General features: G+C 63.9%; 21 protein-coding genes and 2 pseudogenes. 12 read left to right on the forward strand and 11 right to left on the reverse strand.

The window, feature by feature from the left end:
* Positions 1-77: 77 nt before the first annotated feature.
* Positions 78-785 (reverse strand): HIRAN domain-containing protein, encoded by a 708-nt coding sequence (locus LDO13_RS18375; RefSeq protein ID WP_224049919.1) that lies wholly within the window; start codon positions 783-785, stop codon positions 78-80.
* 134 nt (positions 786-919) lie between these two features.
* A complete protein-coding gene (locus tag LDO13_RS18380) occupies positions 920-1,684 on the reverse strand; it encodes a hypothetical protein (protein ID WP_224049920.1) in 765 nt (254 codons plus the stop codon).
* A 475-nt stretch (positions 1,685-2,159) separates the two neighbouring features.
* Between LDO13_RS18380 and LDO13_RS18385 the strand changes: the two genes are divergently transcribed.
* Together LDO13_RS18385 and LDO13_RS18390 are read left to right on the forward strand one after the other, a co-directional pair.
* Positions 2,160-3,281 (forward strand): hypothetical protein, encoded by a 1,122-nt coding sequence (locus LDO13_RS18385; protein ID WP_224049921.1) that lies wholly within the window; start codon positions 2,160-2,162, stop codon positions 3,279-3,281.
* Between the two features lies 1 nt (position 3,282).
* A complete protein-coding gene (locus LDO13_RS18390) occupies positions 3,283-4,317 on the forward strand; it encodes a hypothetical protein (RefSeq protein WP_224049922.1) in 1,035 nt (344 codons plus the stop codon).
* 442 nt (positions 4,318-4,759) lie between these two features.
* Here LDO13_RS18390 and LDO13_RS18395 read toward each other — a convergent pair whose 3' ends face one another.
* Both LDO13_RS18395 and LDO13_RS18400 read right to left on the reverse strand, forming a co-directional pair.
* Positions 4,760-6,103: a ParB/RepB/Spo0J family partition protein gene (locus LDO13_RS18395; RefSeq protein ID WP_224049864.1), complete on the reverse strand. Its 1,344-nt coding sequence runs from the start codon at positions 6,101-6,103 to the stop codon at positions 4,760-4,762.
* 755 nt (positions 6,104-6,858) lie between these two features.
* Entirely contained in the window at positions 6,859-7,287 is a 429-nt protein-coding gene (locus tag LDO13_RS18400; protein ID WP_224049865.1) for a hypothetical protein, read from the reverse strand.
* Positions 7,288-7,682: 395 nt separating this feature from the next.
* On the opposite strand from LDO13_RS18400, the gene LDO13_RS18405 reads away from it, so the two are divergent.
* A complete protein-coding gene (locus tag LDO13_RS18405) occupies positions 7,683-7,883 on the forward strand; it encodes a hypothetical protein (protein WP_224049866.1) in 201 nt (66 codons plus the stop codon).
* Positions 7,884-7,892: 9 nt separating this feature from the next.
* Complete coding sequence (locus tag LDO13_RS18410; protein ID WP_224049867.1) at positions 7,893-8,078, forward strand: hypothetical protein; 186 nt, start codon at positions 7,893-7,895, stop codon at positions 8,076-8,078.
* Positions 8,079-8,164: 86 nt separating this feature from the next.
* Here the strand turns inward: LDO13_RS18410 and LDO13_RS18415 are convergent, their stop codons facing one another.
* From LDO13_RS18415 to dprA, 3 genes are all read right to left on the reverse strand, one after another.
* On the reverse strand, positions 8,165-8,314 hold the full coding sequence (locus LDO13_RS18415) for a hypothetical protein (RefSeq protein ID WP_224049868.1): 150 nt from the start codon (positions 8,312-8,314) through the stop codon (positions 8,165-8,167).
* Positions 8,315-9,377: 1,063 nt separating this feature from the next.
* Entirely contained in the window at positions 9,378-10,355 is a 978-nt protein-coding gene (locus LDO13_RS18420; RefSeq protein WP_224049869.1) for a DUF4192 family protein, read from the reverse strand.
* A gap of 594 nt (positions 10,356-10,949) precedes the next feature.
* Positions 10,950-11,864 carry a DNA-processing protein DprA gene (dprA, locus tag LDO13_RS18425; RefSeq protein WP_224049870.1) on the reverse strand — a complete coding sequence of 305 codons (915 nt, stop codon included), beginning with the start codon at positions 11,862-11,864 and terminating at the stop codon, positions 10,950-10,952.
* A gap of 506 nt (positions 11,865-12,370) precedes the next feature.
* Here dprA and LDO13_RS18430 point away from each other — a divergent pair.
* From LDO13_RS18430 to LDO13_RS18440, 3 genes and pseudogenes are all read left to right on the forward strand, one after another.
* Positions 12,371-13,273, forward strand: a complete 903-nt coding sequence (locus LDO13_RS18430) for a DNA/RNA non-specific endonuclease (RefSeq protein WP_224049871.1) — start codon at positions 12,371-12,373, stop codon at positions 13,271-13,273.
* Between the two features lie 212 nt (positions 13,274-13,485).
* A complete protein-coding gene (locus LDO13_RS18435) occupies positions 13,486-14,142 on the forward strand; it encodes a helicase associated domain-containing protein (RefSeq protein WP_224049872.1) in 657 nt (218 codons plus the stop codon).
* Positions 14,143-14,349: 207 nt separating this feature from the next.
* A pseudogene (locus tag LDO13_RS18440) lies at positions 14,350-14,466 on the forward strand (IS30 family transposase); the annotation flags it as partial.
* 171 nt (positions 14,467-14,637) lie between these two features.
* On the opposite strand, the pseudogene LDO13_RS18445 reads toward LDO13_RS18440, so the two are convergent.
* The 4 genes and pseudogenes from LDO13_RS18445 to LDO13_RS18460 all read right to left on the reverse strand — a co-directional run bounded on the left by LDO13_RS18445 (position 14,638) and on the right by LDO13_RS18460 (position 16,915).
* A pseudogene (locus LDO13_RS18445) lies at positions 14,638-14,973 on the reverse strand (YnfA family protein).
* 111 nt (positions 14,974-15,084) lie between these two features.
* Positions 15,085-15,753: a thioredoxin domain-containing protein gene (locus tag LDO13_RS18450; RefSeq protein WP_224049873.1), complete on the reverse strand. Its 669-nt coding sequence runs from the start codon at positions 15,751-15,753 to the stop codon at positions 15,085-15,087.
* Positions 15,750-16,592: a cation transporter gene (locus LDO13_RS18455; RefSeq protein ID WP_224049874.1), complete on the reverse strand. Its 843-nt coding sequence runs from the start codon at positions 16,590-16,592 to the stop codon at positions 15,750-15,752. Before LDO13_RS18455 ends, LDO13_RS18450 begins: the two co-directional genes overlap by 4 nt.
* A complete protein-coding gene (locus LDO13_RS18460; protein WP_224049875.1) occupies positions 16,589-16,915 on the reverse strand; it encodes a metalloregulator ArsR/SmtB family transcription factor in 327 nt (108 codons plus the stop codon). Before LDO13_RS18460 ends, LDO13_RS18455 begins: the two co-directional genes overlap by 4 nt.
* A gap of 73 nt (positions 16,916-16,988) precedes the next feature.
* On the opposite strand from LDO13_RS18460, the gene LDO13_RS18465 reads away from it, so the two are divergent.
* From LDO13_RS18465 to LDO13_RS18485, 5 genes are all read left to right on the forward strand, one after another.
* Positions 16,989-17,300, forward strand: coding sequence for a hypothetical protein (locus LDO13_RS18465; protein WP_224049876.1), 312 nt, complete (start codon positions 16,989-16,991; stop codon positions 17,298-17,300).
* A 304-nt stretch (positions 17,301-17,604) separates the two neighbouring features.
* Positions 17,605-18,036: a translesion error-prone DNA polymerase V autoproteolytic subunit gene (umuD, locus tag LDO13_RS18470; protein ID WP_224049877.1), complete on the forward strand. Its 432-nt coding sequence runs from the start codon at positions 17,605-17,607 to the stop codon at positions 18,034-18,036.
* Between the two features lie 47 nt (positions 18,037-18,083).
* A complete protein-coding gene (locus tag LDO13_RS18475) occupies positions 18,084-19,382 on the forward strand; it encodes a Y-family DNA polymerase (RefSeq protein WP_224049878.1) in 1,299 nt (432 codons plus the stop codon).
* A 38-nt stretch (positions 19,383-19,420) separates the two neighbouring features.
* Entirely contained in the window at positions 19,421-19,759 is a 339-nt protein-coding gene (locus LDO13_RS18480) for a hypothetical protein (RefSeq protein WP_224049879.1), read from the forward strand.
* A complete protein-coding gene (locus LDO13_RS18485) occupies positions 19,756-20,130 on the forward strand; it encodes a hypothetical protein (RefSeq protein WP_224049880.1) in 375 nt (124 codons plus the stop codon). Before LDO13_RS18480 ends, LDO13_RS18485 begins: the two co-directional genes overlap by 4 nt.
* The last annotated feature ends 123 nt before the right edge of the window (positions 20,131-20,253 follow it).

Below are 20,253 nucleotides of genomic sequence, written 5' to 3' on the forward strand. Positions count from 1 at the left end.
TAGCCGATGGCAGGGGGCACCCGCGGGCGTCATGGCGGGAGAAGCCCGGTGAAGACTGGCCACCCATCAGCAGCTCTTTAGTCTCGCTGAAGGTATGCCAGCATTTCAGGGGTGGTCAGTAGGACACGTGGTGAGGCTGCCTTGCTCTGGATGATGATGCCATCTAATTCCTGACCGGCGTCCAAGAGTTTGGCGACCCATGCAGCCCGCTGCTTGTTCACGTAGCCGATCTTCTTCGCTGCGCGGCCCGTCGTGATTGCGACGGCGTTGGCATCGTGTTCGTTGTTGGTTTCGCGGACAACCTGGACACGTTGCCCGTTACGGAAATTGAACGGTTTGTTGGGGTCCTCATAAAAGCCCATGCCAACGACGCGGAGCGCGAAAATCTGAAAATGCCGCAGCGCAAGGATCTTGTAATCGACCAGCTGTCCATCGGGGAGGGCCAAATCCAGGCCGTTGTTGGACCGTACCAGTCGAAGGGGCGGCATACCGTCAGGGTCGGCAACCAGTTCGCTCTTGGCTTCTGCCGGAGGAACATAACCTGCGCGGTAGCTCTTGACGCTTTGCCCGACCGCCGCCGCCTTTGCCTTTTCTGCCTCGTAGCTGCGCGCTTCCGGCGGGCGCCGCGGCAGTCCCCTCACGTCCCCGCGCAACGACACCGGACTCACCGCCGGTAGGTGCGCCGGTTCAGCGAGCTCCGCTGAAGGGCTCGTCAGCTCCGAAACGGCCAGAGATGCCCGTGCGGTCCCGCTAAAGATTTCCTTGGCCTTGCTCCATACCCCCATGCGCTGACTCTATCGAGAGCGGTGGCTAAAAGGGCGCCTGAATCGCTGGAAGTAGTGAGGCGGCCTCCCGTGCCGAGTAATTGGACTCCCCCTAGCCCAGGGCAGTACATGGCCATCATGGACGGCGTCAGGTGTTACGCGTATTTACTGTCCAGCCGGTAGGTCTTCCTGCTGTAGGTTCGGTTTCCCGTTTCGCCGGCCTGGTCGAGTGGCTCAATATAATCCGTCAGTATGCCGGCGTCGACGAGCTCCCTCAGCCCTGTCTTCTTGGTGCTGTCTCCCAAGCCAAATCGATCTTTGAAAGTCGCCGGGGCGAACCAAAGGCGATGGTCCTCAATATCGTTACGATGCACGCTTAGAACCACCAAGTACATGGCCAGCGCGGGGCCGCTTAGGGAAGCAATTGCCCCGCCTGTCCATAAGTATTCGGGAACACGGAAATATGGATCTACGTGTCCTTTCTTGGCGGCCGCCCCCGGCAACGTGTATCCCTCCCCGTTGGCATTTTCACTGAGGAGCTGAACAGTTGGAGGCGATCCAGCGACCGAATGGTCCAGGGTGATGAAGCCACGCTTTTCGAGTTCAGTGAGACTTGAGCTAACCGTCCGTGCTCCTGCCGTCCCGGGGTCGTCCAGACCGATGAGTTCAGCCCAGAAACGCGCCGGCCGATTGGAAGCGTGCGGAGCTGCTGCTAAGACCCACAGTAGGGAGATGAGTACGGCGACCCTCGTTTTGCCTCCCCTGCCGCCACCTCCCTTACGGGCGGAGCGACCACTCATGATCTGGGAAAGAGGTGTGGAGCCATTTGCCGACTGCACGAAGGATCGCCTCACTGGAGCACCCTTGCGTCCACCCATTCTTCTGGAGAGCTCGGCTGCCCGAGCGAGCTGGATTTCCAATATTTTTCCTCAATTTTGTGCCCCTTGACCGCGGCCTATAGAGTAGCGATCAGAAGATATATCTATAAGGGTTGCGCTAACGTAGCCATACCGGATGCACAAACGCTACCATCCGGGCGGTTGATTAGTAAAAGTTTGATTTTGCATTTACTTACGACTCCTATACGCTCTGACATAGATCAGGAGCCTTCAGTGTTTAGCGATGTTGGAGGCATGCCGTCAGGCTAGGTCCCCCTTGTAAGAGGGGCAACCTGCCGGGTGTAGGTAGCGCTTGCGTTTCCTTCGTTCGAGACTCGTTTTGCCGACTCGGTAGGGCCTCGCGAGAAACCTGATCAGAGAAGGCCGGCGTCCGCGCTGGCCTTCTCGCTTTAACTTGGCCCCAAGATCGGCGGGTTCCCCTGACATCTGTGAGGGCATTCAAGTAATAGAGTTGCCGCAGTAATCGAAACGGGAAATAGGGCGGTGCAGGGACTAAATGGATAATCGTTCATCCGGCGCCGCTCTCCGTGGCCATATCTCGAGCTCCTTCGACCGGAGATTATGGGCTGCCGCGAACAAGAACGGCGTGCCGGCGTCACTGGTACATGCCCATGAAGTTCTTGGTTTGGAGCGCGGCGAACAGCTGGCGTTTGAGACGGTGATGTGTGATGGCAACCTCGTCGACATGCTCTTCGGGCAGGACAGCGGATTCGCAGCACTGACCAACGGGGCCAGTAGTCTCGTAAGAATCTCAGATGACGACGGAGATTTTGTCGTCGCGAGCTGGGCAACTGCTCACCCGGGCGTATTCCATATCAGTGGGTCGGTTCCCACGAGTGACAGACGCTGGGCCCGCGTAAATCGATCCATTTCCCGTGCGCCGGACGTTATGCGCTGCTTTCTCAACGAGGACAAGTTCCGTCGCCTGGCCAGGAAGTTGGATTCTATTGGGCGTCCGGAAGTTGTGCGGATGGCGGCATGGCGCCAGTCCGATGCTTCATCCCTCAACCGGGGCTGGCCAGTTAAAGCGGATTCCTTCAGATATACGCCGGACGATGTTTTTGATCTGGCGAACCTGGAAGGAGCTTCCGTACGGTCGCTAACGGTCTCCGTGGAAAGTGATTTACTTTGCCACCTACGCAGGACGAGCGGGGCAACTTTCTACTCAGGACAGTTCCGTCCATTTGCAGCCAACATCCTCGACGCCTTCGCAGCTTATGCGGCCGAACGGCTCGATCTACTTTCAAATCGACAGCGCGCCGTCGATAGGCCCCTTGGCCTCCCCTTGACTATCAACCTTGCTGAAGATGTCTTCTCCACCGCAGGTGACACCGAACGCCTGCGACGCCTGATGGAGGACACTCAGCTAACCTCCGTGGCCGTGCTGCATGAAAACCCCTACCTACACCTCATGATTGCCGACCACGCCGACGGGTCCACTTTTGATGTCGTTGTCACCTCGCCAGTTGCTATAGACATTTACCCCAGTTTTCGCTCCAGTGCATCTTCCTTGGCCCGCCTCGTTCAGCGGATCGGGGAGCACTTCTCGGCTGAGACGATCGAGGAGTCCCTGCCGCGGCAGCGAGTGTCTCTCGAGGACCTAGTAGGCGCCGGATAAGATGGCACGCACTCCTGAGAGCCTTGCAAACTTGCGCGAGGGTTACCGTCGCTACGACGAGTATGTTGACGTCGTTTCGTGTTTTGAGTGGATGTTCGCGGGCGACGCGCTGGACCTTCCGGAAACCGTCAAGCACTTTGAGCGATATCCCAAATGCACAACGTCTGAGGCCGACTCAACACCGCGCACCGTTACCCCCGACTTTCTGGTCGTCTTCCAAGATGATTCCGTCCTCGTTGGGGAGATTGCTTCGATCGCGAGACACGAGAACTCGGTAGACAAGCTCTGCAGCCAACTCCTGGGCTACGAAGGTATCCAAGAAGTCGCTCTGGCCGACGGTTCATCAGTGGCCCCGAGCCGGATAGACGTGATGTGGCTTGTGCCTGTTGAACTGTCCAACGATGCCTGTGCACGCGTCCTGGATGACCGGTTCCACAACCCTACGCACTCATATAAGCCGCTTAAGGCGCCCTGCATCGTCCAATATGCGAGGCTGACGCATAAGTACACTTTCGCACGCATACCCCGCCCTGATAACGGCGTTCTCGTCAGTGGACTCCCGAACCTCAGCATCGCCAGCTACTTAGATCGAAACCTGAATATCAAGCCCGAACACTTCGTCCACATCAAGACATCGCGCGGATTCATGAATGATCCCGCTGAACCTCTCTATCTCGCCACTTACATGTACGTCCGCGTTTGGCCCTTGATGTTCGGTCCTGGCACCTCGGAAGAACGAGTCACCAGCCAAAGCATTTCCCAAGAGCTGCAGAGAACCTACAGGTACGGGAGGCACAAAGAAGTGGTCACTGCACTCGATCTCCTTTCCGAAGCAGGACTGGCTACCAGGCAATCGGATGGATTCTGGAAAGTGAAGCGCAAGGTGCTTGGCACCAAAGGAGACCGCGAAGCCCACGCCAAAATCTTGGAGCTTGTTGAATCGACGCAAGAACGCGAAAGGACTCGATCCCGCAGGGCCATACGCCACCAAATCCCTGCACAACTCAGCCTCTTCGACGCCTCCGAGCTTTCCTGACTGGGACCGGGGAAGGGCAATGCCGCGGGGCGAATCCGCAGACCTCTCGGAGCGTCCCTTTGGGATGCTCCGAGGCCCAAATCTCACTGTCTGGAACCCGTAACACTCTTCGGCGTTGAGATATGGAGCGTTAAAACGGTGAGGACCGGCACTCTCGTGCCGGCCCTCACCTGTTTTCCCTCTGCAAAGGAAATCTGCGGTTCAGCTTAGCTGAACTGGTTTGTGGTACTGCCGCGGGCGGGTACCTCGTTGTTCTTGGTCTCGCGGGGTGGCGGTGCGTGGACGCGTTGTCGCGGTTAATGGCGGTCCGGCGCTGGTGAGTGGCTGCTGTGGTTCGCCCTGGGCGGCGGACCGCCCCATTTCTGGGAGGTTCCTGGCCCTTGCTGGGGTGAGTGGGCCGGGCGGCTGCCTCTGGGGTTCAGCCGCCCGGTTCCCCGTCACATTACTCGGTGTCGGTGGCGTGCTTGTCGAGGATGATCTGCTCGACGGCGCTGGCCGTGTAGCCCCAGATGGTGAGCTGGTTGAGGTAGTGGAAGTGCCGCTTCTCGGCGCTCCGCCATGAATCTTTCTGGATGGTCTTCTCGTACCCGGCGCAGATCAGGGCGATGAGGGAGAACTCGGGCCGTGCGGTGGTTTTGGCGGTGTGGTCCCGCAACGGGTTCCAGCCCCACCGGTCGGTGTCCTCCCCGGTCTTGGCCCCGATCATCTCGGTGGCGACCTTGCCGTCGTAGCCGCTGGCGGTTTCGGGGTCGTGGGTCATGGCGTGGACGGTGAAGTACTGCCAGCCCTTCGGCGCGGTCTTCCGCGACAGCAGGGTCTTCACGAACTCGCGCCTGACCTTGGTGGCGCTTTCCATCTCGCGGTTATTGGCGATCAGGGTCTTCCGCTCGGCTTTCTGTTCCTCGGTCATCGGGCCCTTCTGGACCTGCGTGCCGCCGTCGTAGCGTTCGTACTTCGGGGTGAAGCCCAGGTCCTGCCAGCCGGTGATGACGGGGTTGGCGTTGTGCTGGCCCCGGTAGTCGGTGCTGATCAGGTAGGCGTTGGCGTCCTCGTCGGTGGCCGGTTCCCCGTCGGCCCGCTTCGCGGCCGAGACGTACAGGTTCTCTTCGTTCGCGTAGTGCCCGGCGTCCTCCACGATGGTCTTGCCCTGGGCTTCCAGTTCCTCGATGAGCGTGGCGAGTGCGGCGGCGCGGTCGCGGCGGTCCCTCAGCATCTGCGCGACGTGCAGGAGCTGATCGGGTTCGTCCGCGATCACGGACTCCAGTTCCTCCGTGGCGTCCTGGTTCCCTTCAAACTCGGTCATGATGAGCGCTTCGTCGATGGTGTATCCCTTGCCCAGGGCGGCGGATCCGGCGTTCGAGGATTTGGCTTTCAGTGCCCCTTCCACGGTGGTCTTGGTGCGCCCGGTCTTCTTGGCGATCGCGGCGGCTGAGACGCCGATCAGGGACAGCTGGTGGTAGGCGTCGGCCTCGTCCGCTTCGGTCAGTTCGGCCCGCTGGATGTTCTCCACGACCTGGGTCACGATCCGTTCGGCTTCCTCGGGGGACTCGATGATCATTACCGGGATGCTGGTGCGCCCGGCTTCCACAGCCGCGCGGGTGCGGCGCTGTCCCATCAGGACGTGCACCACGCCGTCGTCCTTGCGGTGGGCGATGACGGGTTCCATCACGCCGTGTTCCTTGATGCTGGCAATGAAATCGGCGGTCAGGGCGGCGTCTTTGCGGACGTTGATGTCCACGGTCAGGGTGGCCGGGTCGAGCATTTCGAGGGTGGGTGTGGTGTTCATGGTGTTGCTCCTTTTGCAGAGGATTCCGGTGGGTGGGGCGGCTCAGGTGACCGGCCAGCTCCCCCTCTCCCCCGTTGTTTTTTGGTTGCTGGCAAGCTCGCTTGCTCGGCGGCCGACGGAGCCCTGTCTACCCGCAGGGCAAGGTGCCGGAAATTCCCGGAGGAAATCAGCAGGTGACCGGCCAGCTCCCCCTCTCCCCCGTTGTTTTTTGGTTGCTGGCAAGCTCGCTTGCTCGGCGGCCGACGGAGCCCTGTCTACCCGCAGGGCAAGGTGCCGGAAATTCCCGGAGGAAATCAGCGACGCAGGAGCGCCGGAGGGACATTTCCTGCACCGCAGGCCCTGACGAAGGAGGGGCTAGACGGGGTGGAGCGGACGCCTAGAATCCGAAGGGCAGCAACCAAAAGACGTCGTAGACAAGACAGGGCCAGGGCGGGCCGGAGCTCCGCGACGGACAGCACTGGACCCAACAGCCGGCCGCGCCCGCGGACGCCCCAAAGGGTGCGAGCCCTGCGAGCATGCCCCTGGCTTCGTCTCCCCTGGATCCGCCCATGCCGGCCCCGCTCTTAGCCTGGCCGGCCCGCTGGCTGTTCCACCGGCGGTCCTCCACCGAAATGGCGGTCCGCCGCCGGTGACCAGCGACGGCAGCCAACCACCGGCGGCGGACCGCCCGAACCTTTCGGCCGGCCCTGGTCCTATGTTGAGGAGGGCGGCACCTTGCCGGGCGGGGGTTCCGCCCGGCAAGGTTTCAAACCGGTTTAGGCGACGTTGGCCATATACGGCATCCGATAGCGGGACGGGAGTTCCGCGGCGGCTTCGGGCAGGTCGTCCGGGCCGTGGGCCTGTCCGTTCTTCCAGTGGAAGAACGCCTGTTCGCTGATCGCGTCCCATTGGCGGGCCTTGGTCCGGTAGAACGTGCAGCTCACGTCACCCTCGCAGTAGGTGGCGACGCCGAACAGGTTCCCGATGCTGTCAGCGGTGCGGGTGGCGGCGACCATGACGTAGGGCCAATTGCCAAGGTCCCAGCCGTCACTGCCCCAACTGGGGATGGCGGCCCAGCCGTGTTCGCCAATGAGTTCCATCCAGTCGTAGCCGCCGTTCTCGTGGTAATCGCCCAGCACGGTCACGCCGTCGATGGTTTCCCCAGTGTCCTGGGTGGTCACCGTCTTAGTGGCTATTGCGTTCATTGTGTTGCTCCTTTGCAGAGGATTCCGGTGGGTGGGGCGGCTTAGGTGACCGGCCAGCTCCCCCTCTCCCCCGTTGTTTTTTGGTTGCTGGCAAGCTCGCTTGCTCGGCGGCCGACGGAGCCCTGTCTACCCGCAGGGCAAGGTGCCGGAAATTCCCGGAGGAAATCAGCGACGCAGGAGCGCCGGAGGGACATTTCCTGCACCGCAGGCCCTGACGAAGGAGGGGCTAGACGGGGTGGAGCGGACGCCTAGAATCCGAAGGACAGCAACCAAAAGACGTCGAAGACGTAAGAACAGGGCCAGGGCGGGCAGGAGCCCTGCGACGGACAGCACTGGACCAACAGCCGGCCGCGCCAGCGGACGCCCGAATCTCGTCCTTGGCCTAGGCTGGGCGCATGAACAACACCAAGAGGGCAACGCTCATTTGGTCGCTGGGGGCAGTTATTTTCTCTCTCATCGGCGTATCCACCGCACTGACTTCCGACGGCGTTTGGTACCTGATCGGGTCCGCCGTCATTCTCCTTCTTGCCGGTGCTGTCTTCGGATCCAGAGCAATTCTTTCCGCACGAACTGCCGGTCTGCCTGGCCGGCAATAGCGGCCTGTGGTGCCCCGCAAGGTCCTGCTCTTTCTGGCCGTGGTGTTCTCTGTTGCCGCAGCCGGTGCGCTGGCGCTGGTGGTCCTCGATCTCGTCATCGCACGGCCGGCGGCGGGCGATGTCTTCATCACCGTCCTGAATGCCCTGGTCGCATTCGTGTTGTGGCGCCGGGTATTGGCACAAACCCGGGCATGAGGAAAGGCCGGCACCTGGGGTGCCGACCTTTCCGGGTTTTCCCTCTGCAAAGGAAACTTGGGTGGCAGCGTCTCGCTGCCTGGTCGTTAGAGGTTGTGGTGTTCCTGGGCCCAGCCGATATTCGCGGGCCCGGTCGGTTCGCCGGCGGTGAGCAAACGAATTTCGATGACGTCTTCAGCCAGGCTGGGCTCGGCCGCCGGCTTGTCGTCGTCGGTCAGGATGTATTCGGTTCCCATGCTCACGCTTCCTGGTCGGTGCAGTGTTCCTGGGATTCACTGTAGCCGTGGTTTCTACACGTCAGCTGGGTTTCCGGCCTGCGCCCGCGCGAGCGTCCGGCGACCGGAGGAGAAGGTCCTAGAGGCAAGTCCTCACGTGCGACCCTCCCAAAATCGACACATGATCGAAGATCCTGCAACGGTAATCAGCGCGGCAACAATGCCCGTGAGGCCACCTATCCAAGATCCAACGATTAAGCCCACCCCTCGGAGGTCCAGTCCTCGACCTTCTGACAGGCCGGGGACATATGGAGGCGGAACCAGCTGCGCAACCAGGCCACCCGCAAACGCCGCGTAAATCAGGCAGCCAAGGATGCCGACGATCAGGTATCGAGGCACCCATGCTTTGGATAACCTGCGGTGAGCGACAGTTCCCGTAATCACCAGGAGAACGCTTGGCACGCAGGCCAACACCCAAAACGCGACAAGCTCGAAGTCGTTGTAATCCACAGTCCCTTGGTCCGCCCTCCCGGCGCTGCTGGGTCCCCTCGTTCAAGAACCCGTCCGCCAGCCTAGCGGCGCCCACCGGCGGGCCCTACTCTCCTCAGCGAGGCTCCCATAATCAGGTGGCGGTTTGGGGTGTCGGGACGTGGCGAGCCCGTCCGTCGCCGGAATGCTGAAATGATCCTTGTGCATTCACCGGGAGTGCACAAAGGGGGAACTTAATGCGTACGTATTTTCGGGAGCGGCAGGAGGCGCTGGGAGCTACTCGGGGTCGGCGCATTTACAACTATGCCTCTGGCGCTGTGGTCCTTGTCCTCATGGCTCTGGTTTTTGCGGGCCTCGCACCTCAGGGGATTTTCTGGATCGTATTCCCCGCGTCTCTCCTTCTGGACGTCTACCTCACCAGAAAATGGATCAGAGAAGATGCACTTAGGGCTCACCGAGCCGGGCTGGCTCAGTAAAGGAGCTGCGCCCGCGCGAGCGTTCGGCGGCCGGAGGAGCGAAGCGGGGGAGGCCGCCCCGCCACAAACAGAATGGTCGGGCCGGGATCATTGGGTGATCCCGGCCCGGCCGTCTCCGTTTAGTTCTTGTGGCGCTGGTAGGAGGTTTCCGGGTCGCGGGCGACGTCTGCGACTGAGCCGCGGTTGATCAGTTCCAGCAGCAGCCCTGCCAGCCGGAACCCGGGGGCGTCCGTGTCCGCGTGCTTGAGGTACCGGGCCGCCTGGGTGCCGTTGCCTTTGAGCCATTCCAGCCACCCCATCAGGGTCAGCATCGGTGCGCGCTGGCCTGCCGGGACTGCCTTCATCAGCTCGAACGCGATGGCCTGGGCCCGGTCCACCCGGGTCCAGTCCGGGCGTCCGGTGAAGGTCCCGAGGATGACGTCGGCGAAGTTGCCGTTCTGGGTGGTGATGGTCTCGCGGAACAGGAAGTCCCGGACCATTTTGTGCTGGAACGCTCCCGCGAGGTCCCGGGACGTGTCGTGGTCCGGGGTCCCGGTGCTGTCCAGCACGGCCGCCCACGCGGAGCATGCTTCCTCAATGTCCGCTTCGGTGCCTTCGGGTGCCTGTACCGGCATGGCCCAGGTGCCCAGCAGGGCGGGGTTGTAGACGTCGATGTCCGTGGCGCTGCCGAAGAAGGTAAACGTCGCGTTGGCGTGGCTGTCGGTGATCTGCTCCAGCGGGTGCTCCTCGTCCGTGCCGAACTCCGTCCAGTGAGTGGAGGTCACGAGCCAGACGTTCCGCACGGGCATCCGGGCGGCGGCCAGCTCGGACACCAGCGCGGCGACGTGCGCGGCGTAGGGGTAGCTGTCCTGGTTCTCGTCGGTGTAGACGATGACGTAGGACGCCGTTGCCTTCTCGTCGTTGGCGGCGTGGCTGGTCAGCGTCTGCGCGTAGTTGACCGGCTCGACGTGTTCGGGGGCATCCACCCGCAGGGTCGCGCCGAGGGCGCCTGCCTGGGCGGTGAGGACCACGAACGATTCCGAGGGCGTGATCCCCAGCAGGTGCGGGATGGTCGCCAGCAGGTCAGCGGGACCGGTGAGGTTGATCTTTTCAATCATGGTGTTGCTCCTTTTGCAGAGGATTCCGGTGGGTGGGGCGGCTCAGGTGACCGGCCAGCTCCCCCTCTCCCCCGTTGTTTTTTTGGTTGCTGGCAAGCTCGCTTGCTCGGCGGCCGACGGAGCCCTGTCTACCCACAGGGCAAGGAGCAGGAAATTCCCTCAAGGAAATCAGCGACGCAGGAGCGCCGGAGGGACATTTCCTGCACCGCAGGCCCCGGTGGAGCTTGCGGAACCGGGGCTAGACGGGGTGGAGCGGACGCCTAGAATCCGAAGGACAGCAACCAAAAAGCGTCGAAGACGTAAGAACAGGGCCAGGGCGGGCCGGAGCCCTGCGACGGCACACCCTGGACCCGACAGCCGGCCGCGCCAGCGGACGCCCCAACGTGTGCGAGCCCTGCGAGCATGCCCTTGGCTTCGTCTCCACTGGATCCGCCCATGCCGGCCCCGCTCTTAGCCTGGCCGGCCCGCTGGCTGTTCCACCGGCGGTCTTTCCCGGAAATGGCGGTCCGTCGCCGGTGACCAGCGACGGCAGCCAATCACCGGCGGCGGACCGCCCGCGGTGGCCGGCCCGGTAAGGCCGGCCACCGTGCGTTCCTAGCTGGCGAGCAGTTCGGTCAGTTCGGCCGCGTCGGTTACCAGTGCCGCGTCATTCTCTTTCAGGAGCCGGTGGCATCCTGCGGAGTTGGCGCTGTGGACGCTGCCGGGGACGGCGGCGACGTGACGGGCGATTGTTTGGGCGTGGTGCGCTGTGTTGAGCGCGCCGGAACGCCAGCGGGCCTCCACGACGCAGGTGACGCCTGCGAGGGCGGCGATGATGCGGTTCCGTTGGAGGAACCTGTGCCTGGTCGGCGCGGTTCCCGGCGGCAGCTCCGAGAGCGTCAGGCCGTTGGCGCGGATCGCGGCCGCGAGGTCCGCGTTTCCGGAGGGATAGTCCCGGTCCAGGCCTCCGGCCAGCACTGCAATGGTCGCCGGTCCGTTGCCCTGGCTTCCGGCCAGCGCGGCCCGGTGGGCGTGGGCGTCAATGCCGTAGGCGAGGCCGGCGATGATGCAGATACCGCGCTGGGCCAGGCCGTAGGCCATGTCCGCAGTGACGGCCGCGCCGTAGCTGGTGCTGTCGCGTGAACCGGTCAATGCCGTGCACCGGGTCGGGGCAGGGATTCCGTTCCCGATGTCACCCCGATACCAAAGGCCCCACGGGGCATCCGGAAGATCGTCGAGACCTGTCGGCCAGTGCTCGTCGCCGGGGACCAGGAAACCGCCGCCCAGGCGTTCGATGGTGTCGAGGTCTTTCTCCGGGTCCAGATCGTGGATCCGCGGTGCCCAGCGGCTCAGGGCTTCGGCCAGCTCGTCGGCCGTGACGTCCCAGAACGGGAACGCGGGGCGCGCGCCGATGGCGATCCTCAGCGCAGTGTGTGCGCCGTGTTTGGCAACGAGGGCGCGGGCCACGGGGTCGCCCGGTTCGAACAGGCGGGTCAGGGATGCGCGTGCGATGCGGTTCTCGGTGTTCATGGTGTTGCTCCTTGTGCAGAGGATTCCGGTGGGTGGGGCGGCTCAGGTGACCGGCCAGCTCCCCCTCTCCCCCGTTGTTTTTTGGTTGCTGGCAAGCTCGCTTGCTCGGCGGCCGACGGAGCCCTGTCTACCCACAGGGCAAGGAGCAGGAAATTCCCTCAAGGAAATCAGCGACGCAGGAGCGCCGGAGGGACATTTCCTGCACCGCAGGCCCCGGTGGAGCTTGCGGAACCGGGGCTAGACGGGGTGGAGCGGACGCCTAGAATCCGAAGGACAGCAACCAAAAAGCGTCGAAGACGTAAGAACAGGGCCAGGGCGGGCCGGAGCCCTGCGACGGACAGCACTGGACCCAACAGCCGGCCGCGCCAGCGGACGCCCGAAGGCAGTGTCTGTGGACCCGCTGTGCCCGCCGGCCGGGCCGCGTATTCCGGTACCGGCTTCGGCCTGGACCGATGAGCGGGCGGCTCATTCACGTCGTTGTCCCCTGCGGCTGTTAGGGTCCGGGCATGGATGAACTGTTGTTGGGACCAGGTTCTGCTGCTGCACGCGATCTGTCGGGCCGGTCCGGTTTCGACGCCGGCTTCCTCGGCGTGCCGGTGCCCGTTCCGACTCTCTCAGGGGTCGAGACGGTCCTTCTGCCCTACACGCATTTCTCGGTGCTCATGCGGCTGGACAAACGACTGGCCGCGGTGACAGCCCTGGGGATCGACGGGGCGAAGCTGATGGACCTGGACCGTTCCGGCATCCGGTGGCGGCTCGATCCCCGGCTGGACGAAAATCAACAGACCGGCGAGCGGGTTTACGCCCGCAACGATATCGACCGCGGCCACCTCGTCCGCCGTGCCTCGGCCGTCTGGGGCGAGACCCGGGACGAGGCCGCCCAGGCCAACGAGGACACCTTCCACTACACGAACGCCGCGCCCCAGGCGGCAACGTTCAACCAGGGCCTGGGCCTCTGGCTCGGCCTGGAAACCTACCTGCAGGAGAACGCCGCCGACAACAGCCGGCAGCTCGTCGTGTTCACGGGCCCGATCTTCAGTGACACCGACCCCGCCTACCGGGGTGTGCAGATTCCGCTGCGGTACTTCAAGGTCGCCGTTTTCCTTCATCAGGGGGACCTCTCCGCCACCGGCTACATCGTGGATCAGACACCGGAGCTCGCGAACTTGCCCGACGTTCCGCGGCCTGGCGCGATCGACGTGGCTCCCCCGCTTGGCCCGTTCCGTACTTTCCAGGTCCCCATCAGGGATATCGCGGTGCTGACCGGGCTCGATCTGGAACAACTGACCGCGGTGGACCGGATGCCGATCGCCCGCGCGCTGAGCACCGCGCCGGTCACCTCCACCTGGCGGCGGCTGAACTCGCCGCTGGACCTCGATTTGGACTTCGACCTTAACGCCACGGACTGACACCCTCGATCTGAACTAACTCCCGGTATCGGGGCCGCCCCGGAAGGCACGCTCCGGCGGCACAACCAACCGTTGGGGCACGGCAAAGCCCTGCGACCGGCCGCCCACACCAGACCGGGCCGCTGGCCGCGTCAGCGGACGGCCATAAGCAGCGCGTAGACGGCGTCGTGAACGCCCGGCTTGTGGGGAGGGGCCGTGGCAGGATGGGGTCCATGGACAGGCGGTTGCGGCGCGCCCCGGACGCCGAGTGGGTGCTGATGTACCGGCGCGGGCTGAGCCGGAAACGCATCGCTGCACTCGTACACGCCGAACCGGCTGCCGTCGGATACCACCTGGTGATCGCCCGCCGCCAGGACCCCGGACTTGAGGCCGAACACCAGGCCGCCGCCGGCGCCGCCCCCGTTCCTGATCCTTCCCTCACGGACCTTGCACGGATGGAAGAGGTCATCGCGTGGGTCTCTGCCGAGGGCCGGTTCCCCCATGACCGCGCCGGGCAACGGGGCGAACGATCGATGGCGCGGTGGCTGTCCGGGCGCCGGCGCGAGGCCGCCGAAGGAACCCTGGACCCGGCCTACGCCGAAGGACTCGCCCGGATGCCGGGGTGGGCCGACAACCGCCGCGCAGCGGCGGACGAAGCGCGCTGGCACGACCGTCTCGCCCAGCTCGTGGACTTCCGGCAGGAAGGCAACGACTGGCCGCGGCACCACGACTATGATTCCGAGCGTGAACACGCCCTGGGTGTGTGGATCCACACCCAGCGATACAAACGGCGCCGCGGCGAACTCGACACTGCCCGAATCAAGCTCCTGGACGAGACCGTCCCCGGTTGGCAGACCGGAAGGACCCGGGGCCGCCCGCCCCGGCAATAAACGCGGGTCCTGCGCCGTGCCGGGCACGGCTCACCCCGAAACGTTCCGCCGGCCCGTAGAATAATTGAGGCTCTCCAGTCCCCCCAGCTTGGAGAGCCGGGAGCCTCCACGCTTGAGTCCTCTGGGATTCGCGCGGAGGCTTCCTCATGCCCTCGATGGAGGCCTGCGGCCAGAGATGCCCGCAACACACTCGCCGTTCTGCCGTCCGAAATGGCAAAGCACGCCGAAGTCACTGAGGCGCTGGGAACTCTCGTGTACTTCTGTGATCCGGCCAGCCCCTGGCAACGGGCCTCGAGCGAGAATGCCAACGGCTTACTCCGCCAATAGTTCCGAAACGGTGCAGACCTCAGCACGGTGGAACAAGCTGAAGTCCACTTCGCCGCTGATGAGATCAACGGACGGCCGCGCGCAGTCCTTGACTGGTTCAGCGCAACTGCCAGATTTGCGTTGTATCAGGCGGCAGCGGTCGTGGGGACAGTGCTGGGTGTTCCCGAGTCAGGAGCCAATGGGCGAGAACATAATCACGCCCACGCCCGCGAGACAGATCAGGGACCCGATGATGTCCCAGCGGTCGGGGCGGAAGCCGTCGAAGATCATGCCCCACGCCAGGGAACCTGCAACGAAGACGCCCCCATACGCAGCGAGGATCCTGCCAAAGTGCGCGTCGGACTGCAAGGTGGCGACAAAACCATAGATCCCGAGGGCTATGACGCCGAGGCCTGCCCACCACCAGGCTTTGTCTTCCCGCTCGGCCTGCCAGACCAGTCAGGCACCCCCTATTTCAGCGACAGCGGCGAGGGCGAACAACAGGATGGACTTGGCTATGGGCATGACCCCATCCTGTCATCGGGCCAGTTGGTCGCAGGTCCAGCCGTGACCGTAGACGGGAACAGCCCGGCGCCAACCGCGTGACCACACGCCCGGCCCCGTCAGGCTATGACTTTAACGCACGGCCTCGTCGAGCAGCTGCCGGAACTGGGCTTCGGTGTTCAGGGTGAGCTTTTTTCCGTCCAGGAAGAAGGTGGGCGTGCCGGTCACGCCGAGGGCTTTTCCGTCGGCGGCATCCTGGCTGATGCGGTCCTTAGTCGCCGGGGCCGCGACTGCCGCGTCGTATCCGGCCATGTCGAGGCCAAGTTCCCGGGCGTAGGTCCTAAACAGTGCAGCCTGGGAGTCCTGCTTCTCGCCCCATTGGGGCTGGGTCTCGAAGAGCTTGGCAGCCATCTCCTGATACTTGCCTTGTTGGGCGGCAGCTTCCACGGCCAGGGCAGCGGTGCCTGAGTTCCGGTGTCCTGGCAGCGGGAAGTAGCGGTGAACGAAAGTGATCCGGTCCCCGTATTCCTTCTTCAGGTCCTCCACCAGGGGCTCAGCGGCGCGGCAGGATTCGCATTCGAAGTCCAGGAACTCGACCAACTGGGCTTTCTCTGTGGCCGGGTTCGTGATTCGGTGGCTGTCTTCCCTGACGAGCTGGGCGTCGGCGGCTGCCAGCGGGGCGGCAGGTGCGGGCTTGTTGGCAGTGAGTACAAGGTACGAGATCGCGCCGGCGCCGATGATTGCCGCGAGGAGGATCCAAATTGCGATACGGACACTCCGTGCGGAATCGACTGTGCTCATCGGTCCGCCGGCTTCGCTCCAAGCTCAACTGCGACAGGTGCAGCCAAAGCATCTGATCCACACCCGGCGCAGCAGGAATCGGCCGACTCTGCGTCGGCAGCCCGCGCCAGTTCGATGACTACCGGAGCGGATGCAGTCGAAGTCTTATCGGTGGGCGCGCAGCAGTCGTCGTCATCATCTTCATCAGCGTGGCCGTGGCCGTGGTCGGCGTGCGGTATCGCGCAGCAGGCCTCGCCTCGCCACGCGTTGATGCCTTCCCGGACGGCGATACCTGCGATGACCAGTGCCGCGCCGGCATCGGCCCACCACCAACCCAGGGTGCTGTTCAGCACCAAACCAATCAGCAGGACGGCCGAGAGGTAGGTGCAAAGCAGCGTCTGCTTCGAATCGGCCACGGCTGTCCTCGAACCGAGTTCCCGTCCCGCCCGGCGCTGGGCCCACGACAGGACGGGCATGATCGCCAGGCTCAGGGCAGCGATCACAATGCCCGCTGTCGAGTGTTGGGCCTCCCCTGCGCCCGAGAGTGACCGGACGGCATCCACGGCCACGAACGCAGCCAGGGCAAAGAAGGAAATCGCGATGATCCGCAACGTCACGTGCTCACGCCGCTCAGGGTCCTTGGCAGAGAACTGCCATGACAACGCCAGAGCCGAGGTCACTTCAATGACCGAATCCAGCCCGAAGCCGATCAGCGCCGACGAATCCGCGACGCCGCCGGCCCAGAGCGCCACGACAGCCTCGACGACGTTATAGGTGATGGTCGCGGCCGCGAACAGTCTGATCCTGCGGCTCAACACCGCGCGCCGATCCGGACTTGGTGCGTGGATCAGAGTCGTCATGCGAAGCACTCCCCGTCCGGAGCGCAGCACGCCGGGTCCACCGCAAGAACAACACCGATCAGGTCCTTGATGGCGTGGCCAAGCCGGGGATCCGCCAGCTCATAGCGGCTCCGCCGCCCATCAGGAACCGCAACGACCAGGCCGCAGCCGCGCAGGCATGTCAGGTGATTGGACATGCTCTGCCTCGACACCCCCAGCGAATCAGCCAGGTCCGACGGATACGACGGGGCTTCCGAAAGTGCCAAAAGGACACGGGCGCGGGTCGGGTCCGAGACCGCGTAGCCGAAGCGGGCCAGCACGGGCGCCTGAGTGAGGGTTTCCATACAGCCAAAGTACATCCATGACTGTATTCATGCAATTCTGTACTTTGAGCCGACACGTGGAGATACTGGTGGGATGAACTACGAGTTGCGGATCATTCCCGAATGCCCGAACAGCACTCCGGCCCTGGCACTGTTCCGCCGGGCCCTGGCAGCCGAAGGCGTCAGCGGAGACGTGCTCGTTGTGGAATTGACCAGCGACGAGCAGGCCGAGGCCCTGGGCTTTCACGGCTCCCCATCCTTCATCGCGGAAGGCCGCGATCTGTTTCACTCGCCAGCGTCGCCGGCCCTGGCATGCCGGGTTTACCGAACCCCCGGAGGACTTGCAGGCTTGCCGCCGCAGGCAGATCTTCAAGCCGCAATCCACTCAACACTTTCCACTGCGTAGGCAGGCGTAGCTCACGCGAATTGCAATCAGGCAGCCGCACGAACTGTCAGGCTCATTCGGTGGGCCGGCATCGACGCTCAGGTCACGCGCCGGTCATGAAAGGCCGAAAATACTTTCGAAGAGAACCGCAGCTGCGAACCCGACTGCTAACTTCAAAAGACGCCTGTTGCGACGTTGGTGAGAACCCGCCCTGTCCCCACTGGCGTTCAACCCTGACGGCCGGCGGCCATTCCCCCGACTGGTGGTTCCTGTCAGTCCCGGGAGTTATGATTATTCGAAGATATATTCGAATAAAAGGTGTGTTGTGGGCGTTGTTGTTGGTCCCCGCGTGATAGATGCGGGCGCATCGTTGTTGTCGGTGCTGATCTCTCCGGTCGCTGTTGCGGCCGGGTATCCCTCGCCCGCGCAGGACTATTTTGATGGCCGGATCGATTTGAATGAGCACCTGATCAAGGACGTCACGAGCACCTATGTCGTGCGGGTCTCCGGGGACTCGATGACCGGCGCCGGGATCAGCGACGGGGACGAGCTGATCGTCAACCGGGCCCTGGAACCGGTGGACGGGTCCGTGGTCGTCGCCGTCCTGGACGGGGAGCTGACGATCAAACGGCTGCGGATCGCGGGTACACGGGTGGTGCTGCAGGCGGAGAACCCGGCTTACCCGGACATCCGGGTGCCGTCCTTGTCCGACCTGGTCATCTGGGGCGTCGCTACCCGGTGCCTGCACCATGTTTAAGTGGCGCTATTGCGTTAAACGGGAAATCTGCCGGCGCGAGGCCGGCAATGTCTAAACCGACTCTCATGCGGCTGATGCCGCAGATCGCGCACGTGGATGTGAACTCTTTCTATGCCTCGGCCGAGCGTGCGTTCGACCCGTCCTTGGAGGGCCGGCCCGTCATCGTGCTCTCCAACAATGATGGCTGTGCCGTCACCCGGTCCCCAGAGGCCAAAGCGCTCGGTATCGCCATGGGTGAGCCGTGGTTCAAACTCGCCCCGCGGGCCAAGGAATGGGGACTTGTTGCCCTCTCGAGCAACTACGAGCTCTACGGGGACATCAGCGCCCGGGTCATGGAGCTGCTCGGCAGGTACAGCGCCTGGCTGGAGGTGTACAGCATCGACGAGGCGTTCCTCGGAGTCAAAGGCACCCCGGAGGAACTCCGGGCCCTGGGCCGGACCATGAAGGCGACCGTGCGGCGGAACGTCGGCGTTCCGGTCTGTGTCGGGATCGCGCCCACGAAGACCCTGGCGAAGCTGGCGAATAAATGGGCGAAGAACAACCCGGCCTTCGACGGGGTCTGCCACTGGGACTCCGTTCCCGTCCCGGAAAGGGAAGGGCTGATGCGCCGATTGTCGGTGATAGAGATCTGGGGTGTCGCCACCCGGCTGACCAAACGCCTCAACGCCCTGGGAATTCACACCATCCTTGACCTGTCCCGGGCGGATCCGGTGATGATCCGGGACCGCTTCTCCGTGGTCATGATGCGCACCGTCCTGGAACTGCAGGGCACCCCCTGCATCCCGATGGAAGAAGAACGCATTGGGAGGGACCAGCTCATCTTCTCCCGCTCCTTCGCCACCCCCATCACCACCGCCGCCGGGATCCGGCAGGTCATGAGCGTCTACGGCCAGCAGGCCTCGGCCCGGCTGGCCAAACACGGCCTCCAGGCCAAGGTCCTCACCGCGTTCGCCGGCACCTCACACTTCAACCCCAACGACACCTCCTACCCCTCGGTCTGCGTGCCACTGCCGATGCCCACCGCGGACCCCGTGATCCTGACCAAAGCCGCCCACGCCCTCCTCCCCCGCATCTGCGAGGGCATCCGCTACGCCAGGGCCGGGATCATGGTCACCGACCTGAGACCCTCCGGCAACCAGGCACCCCTGGCCCTGTTCGAAAACGCACACGAGGAACGCCACATCGGGACACTGCTGGAAGACATCACCCGCCGGTACGGGCGCGGCTCCATCGGCATGGGCCACGGCGGCATCCGGGGCGGGCCGGACTGGACCATGAAACGGGACATGCTCTCCCCCCGCTACACCACACACTGGGACGAACTCCCCCTCGTAAAAGCCGCCTAATACACCCGCACGACAGCACCACGAAAGAACGCACCCCCATGACCACCACCATCGAAGCCCCCGCCCAGACCCACGGTCTTCAGGTCCGGACCGACCCGACAGGCAAACCCCTCGCCATCCGCCACGACGGCCAGATCTGGCTCGTTGATCCCGACACCGAGTCCCGGCACTGGTTCGGACGCGACGCCTGGTGGAACACCCGCCGCACAGCAGCCGTCGGCAGCGGCGACCTGGTCAGCATCGAGTTCTGGCGGGTACAGGTCCGCCCCGGCACAACCTCGGCTCTTCGGACGATCACGCTCCGCCGGGAACCCCTCGCCACCCACTGGCTCCTGGACAGCTTCAGCGACTCCGACGAAACAACCGAAGAAGCGTGAACGGCCAACCCATCAGCGACGAAACCTGGGCAGGGATCCGGGCCGATTTCACACTGCCGGGCTTGCAGCAGGTGCGGCGCCGGCTCTCAGAGCTCATGGAAGACCCCGAACCCGTCATGCGCCAGCTCGTCCGCGTCTTCATCAACGACGGGACCTTCTGCCCGGGATTCCAGTTCCTCCCCGGCGGTCAACTCCACCCGACCGTCACAGCACTCTTCCGCAGAGCCTTGGAGCTGGACATCCCGCACAACTACTTCAGCCTCTGGATGATCACCCCGAACCGGGATCTGGCCGGGACCCGCCCCGTCGACCATCTCGAAGCCGACCCCGCTCCCCTACTTTGCGCGCTGGAATCCTACCGCTGGCGCTAATGCCGACCCTTGACGGCCCTGCCGGGGTGCGTAGCGCTGCCCCACGGGACTCATCTACGACAACCCGGACCTGGCAGCCCTCACGCTGACACCGCTCGCCGCCGAAGAATCCGAAGGCGGACC

The organism is Arthrobacter sp. NicSoilB4 (assembly GCF_019977335.1).
In the GTDB taxonomy this organism is placed as follows: Bacteria; Actinomycetota; Actinomycetes; order Actinomycetales; family Micrococcaceae; genus Arthrobacter.

Excerpts from the sequence above, each read along its gene's own strand:
- LDO13_RS18430 (WP_224049871.1), top strand. The coding sequence starts at position 12,371 with ATGGATGAACTGTTGTTGGGACCAGGTTCTGCTGCTGCACGCGATCTG.
- LDO13_RS18465 (WP_224049876.1), top strand. The coding sequence starts at position 16,989 with ATGAACTACGAGTTGCGGATCATTCCCGAATGCCCGAACAGCACTCCG.
- LDO13_RS18385 (WP_224049921.1), top strand. The coding sequence starts at position 2,160 with ATGGATAATCGTTCATCCGGCGCCGCTCTCCGTGGCCATATCTCGAGC.
- LDO13_RS18435 (WP_224049872.1), top strand. The coding sequence starts at position 13,486 with ATGGACAGGCGGTTGCGGCGCGCCCCGGACGCCGAGTGGGTGCTGATG.
- LDO13_RS18475 (WP_224049878.1), top strand. The coding sequence starts at position 18,084 with ATGTCTAAACCGACTCTCATGCGGCTGATGCCGCAGATCGCGCACGTG.
- LDO13_RS18375 (WP_224049919.1), bottom strand. The coding sequence starts at position 785 with ATGGGGGTATGGAGCAAGGCCAAGGAAATCTTTAGCGGGACCGCACGG.
- LDO13_RS18455 (WP_224049874.1), bottom strand. The coding sequence starts at position 16,592 with ATGACGACTCTGATCCACGCACCAAGTCCGGATCGGCGCGCGGTGTTG.
- LDO13_RS18390 (WP_224049922.1), top strand. The coding sequence starts at position 3,283 with ATGGCACGCACTCCTGAGAGCCTTGCAAACTTGCGCGAGGGTTACCGT.
- LDO13_RS18460 (WP_224049875.1), bottom strand. The coding sequence starts at position 16,915 with ATGGAAACCCTCACTCAGGCGCCCGTGCTGGCCCGCTTCGGCTACGCG.
- LDO13_RS18480 (WP_224049879.1), top strand. The coding sequence starts at position 19,421 with ATGACCACCACCATCGAAGCCCCCGCCCAGACCCACGGTCTTCAGGTC.
- dprA (WP_224049870.1), bottom strand. The coding sequence starts at position 11,864 with ATGAACACCGAGAACCGCATCGCACGCGCATCCCTGACCCGCCTGTTC.
- LDO13_RS18420 (WP_224049869.1), bottom strand. The coding sequence starts at position 10,355 with ATGATTGAAAAGATCAACCTCACCGGTCCCGCTGACCTGCTGGCGACC.
- LDO13_RS18450 (WP_224049873.1), bottom strand. The coding sequence starts at position 15,753 with ATGAGCACAGTCGATTCCGCACGGAGTGTCCGTATCGCAATTTGGATC.
- LDO13_RS18405 (WP_224049866.1), top strand. The coding sequence starts at position 7,683 with ATGAACAACACCAAGAGGGCAACGCTCATTTGGTCGCTGGGGGCAGTT.
- LDO13_RS18415 (WP_224049868.1), bottom strand. The coding sequence starts at position 8,314 with ATGGGAACCGAATACATCCTGACCGACGACGACAAGCCGGCGGCCGAG.
- LDO13_RS18395 (WP_224049864.1), bottom strand. The coding sequence starts at position 6,103 with ATGAACACCACACCCACCCTCGAAATGCTCGACCCGGCCACCCTGACC.
- LDO13_RS18400 (WP_224049865.1), bottom strand. The coding sequence starts at position 7,287 with ATGAACGCAATAGCCACTAAGACGGTGACCACCCAGGACACTGGGGAA.